This window comes from Verrucomicrobiota bacterium, assembly GCA_039192515.1.
Taxonomy (GTDB): domain Bacteria; phylum Verrucomicrobiota; class Verrucomicrobiia; order Methylacidiphilales; family JBCCWR01; genus JBCCWR01.
Genome location: JBCCXA010000090.1, coordinates 1 through 2,639, shown reverse-complemented (window position 1 = coordinate 2,639; position 2,639 = coordinate 1). Strand labels below are relative to the sequence as shown.

General features: G+C 40.1%; 3 protein-coding genes. 2 read left to right on the top strand and 1 reads right to left on the bottom strand.

Annotation, left to right across the window (positions count from 1 at the left end):
* Nucleotides 1-1,026: penicillin acylase family protein (locus AAGA18_16040; protein MEM9446852.1), on the bottom strand; the 1,026-nt coding region annotated here is incomplete at its 3' end.
* A 127-nt stretch (nucleotides 1,027-1,153) separates the two neighbouring features.
* Here AAGA18_16040 and AAGA18_16035 point away from each other — a divergent pair.
* Both AAGA18_16035 and AAGA18_16030 read left to right on the top strand, forming a co-directional pair.
* Nucleotides 1,154-1,993 (top strand): DUF1571 domain-containing protein, encoded by an 840-nt coding sequence (locus AAGA18_16035; protein MEM9446851.1) that lies wholly within the window; start codon nucleotides 1,154-1,156, stop codon nucleotides 1,991-1,993.
* A 95-nt stretch (nucleotides 1,994-2,088) separates the two neighbouring features.
* Nucleotides 2,089-2,639, top strand: a 551-nt coding sequence (locus tag AAGA18_16030; protein ID MEM9446850.1) for a glycosyl hydrolase, incomplete at its 3' end; no start/stop codon positions are given.

The following is a 2,639-nucleotide window of genomic DNA, read 5'->3' as shown; positions in this document are numbered from 1 at the left end:
TGGTTTTTCCATAATACTGAAGCTCACCCATTTATCGCCTTCTGCTCTTACAATCGGACCATGGTGGGTTCGGTAAGTCATAAAGGTTCTTTCAACCATGCCAGAATCGGATAGATAAGGTACCGAAATTTCCTTTGCCATAAGCTCTTTTTCCAAGTCGCCATGCTGGTAATATAACTTATCACCCTTTTCTATAACGGTTTCCAGGTACTCATCGATAGCATCTGCGTACGTTGAGGTATGCATCCATCCTAAACGGTCGTTAAAACCCTGATATACAAAAAATTGCCCCCAGGTTACCGCACCATAAGCATTTAACCCCTCCTCACTATTTACATGAACCTCCGATCGAAAAAAGAATGAAGTATGTGGATTGATCAGGAAAAGTGAATTTCCGTTTTTAGTATTGTTTGGCGCAATCGCAAAACCATTGGACCCACGGGGCTCATCGTCTTCTATAAAGTAAGCAGAATGATAAGCCACCTCCTTTTCTGTTTCTTCGTTGTAAAAAGCCTTTAGGGATTGAATAGAAGTACGCTCGATATCACCGCCAATGCTTCCCTCACTAAAGGTCAGCGCCATCCAGGGTTCGAACCGATCTATCAATTTAGGTTTAACTTCCGGGTGCGTATGAAGATAATAGTTGATCCCATCTGCAAAGGCGTCCATTAATTTTCTGAGCCAATCGGGACTTTCGGCATATTTCACTTTCATATCCTCAGGATCAATGAATAGCTTCATTCTAAGATCTCTAAATATCTCTTTTTCTCCTTCGATTTCAGCTAACCGCCCCATTGCGTTGATGTAATTCATTTCCACCCTATTGAAGTCATCCTCACATTGGGCATAAAGTAAACCGAAAACGGCGTCCGCATCAGATTTACCATAGATATGTGGCACACCATAGTTATCTCGAATAATAGTTACCTTCTGGGCTTGTTCTTTCCATTTGTCAGCTTCCGAAATTGCATCTGACGAGGGCTTACAGCCGATTAATAACAAAACAAAAATTACAGTTCTATTCATACTTTAGATTTTCAAGAATCTGAAGTTACAAGAATGAGATTGAATGAAAAAGAAGAAGCCACCTTTGAAAATGATAAAAAGTAATTTGTTTCGTTTACCTTTTAGTTATTAAATTGTCTTTTTGAAAATGACAAAGCCTGTACTCTTTATTAAATTTTTTATTCTCTTCTCATTTAGCTCCGGAGCAGCTCAGGATGCGCGCACATTAGCTGAGGAAATGTTTGCCGCTTCAAGGCAGATCAAGACGTTATCGTACATTATGAATAAGGAAGAGCGCATAAACGGTAAAATGGTAAATCAAAAGTCATTCATAAAAGTACGACGTTATCCTTTTCAGGTGTACGCTAAGCAATTGAACCCAAATGAAGGCCTTGAAGTTCTTTATAAACAAGGAGATCGAACAGCATTGATCAACCCAAGTGGATTCCCATGGTTCAACGTTCGTCTGGAACCTACGAGCCCACGTATGACAAGAGATCAACATCATACCATATTAGATTCCGGTTTTGATTGTTTTTTAGATATCTTGGAATCGCTTTTTAAAAAGTATGATAGCGAACTTGAGCGCATGGCTAAAGTGGCTGGCAATGAAATTGTAAGCGGTCGCGACTGCTGGATACTTGAGTTTAATAATCCAAATTTTTCGTTCGTTCGGTATACGCCAGACGAAAACATTTCGATACAAGATCTGGTCAAAGAGAAAAAAATAAGTCGGGAAATGATCCAAAGAAATAATGCCGGCCTGGATAGCTCTAGTAAGCTTAAGGCAGGCGAATCTCTGACCATACCCAATGATTATTGTCCTCGAATGATACTAAGTGTAGATAAAACCACTAAGACCCCCATGAAAATAAAAGTTTATGATCCTCATGGGCTTTACCAGCATTATGAGTTTAGCCAGGTACAAATTGATCCCCACTTCGCGACCAATGAGTTTGAACCATCTTACGTCGAATATGACTTCTAAATAAACTACGCTCTTACCGCTCTTCATATTTTTAGAACGCTTCTTTCTTTTGAAATAGGACCAACCTATATTGGCTCATCCTAACACATAAATTTATGAAAGCTACTAAATCCACTATTTTACTGTTGTTGGTCTTGTTATCATCCCTTTCCGCATTCAGCCAACGGAGATCGCGGAGTACTACAAGTCCACAATCAACTTCTTTGATGCAAGACTCAGTATTTTCAGGATTAAAACTGAGAAATATTGGTCCTGCTTTCATGTCAGGCAGAATCGGCGACATAGCCATTCATTCTGAAGACGAAAACACGTGGTTTGTAGCAGTAGCATCAGGTGGTGTTTGGAAAACTGAAAATGCAGGAACCACTTGGACTCCTGTCTTTGATAAGCAGTCTTCCTATTCCATAGGCTGTGTGACGGTTGACCATCTTAATCCACATATTGTTTGGGTAGGTACCGGTGAAAACGTAGGAGGTCGTCATATAGGCTATGGAGATGGCATCTATAAAAGTGAAGATGGTGGTATTACCTGGAAAAATATGGGGCTTAAGAGCTCAGAACATATTTCTGAGATCATTGTCCATCCTGAGAACTCAAATGTAATCTGGGTAGCCTCTCAGGGACCTCTTTGGAATAAAGGAGGCGA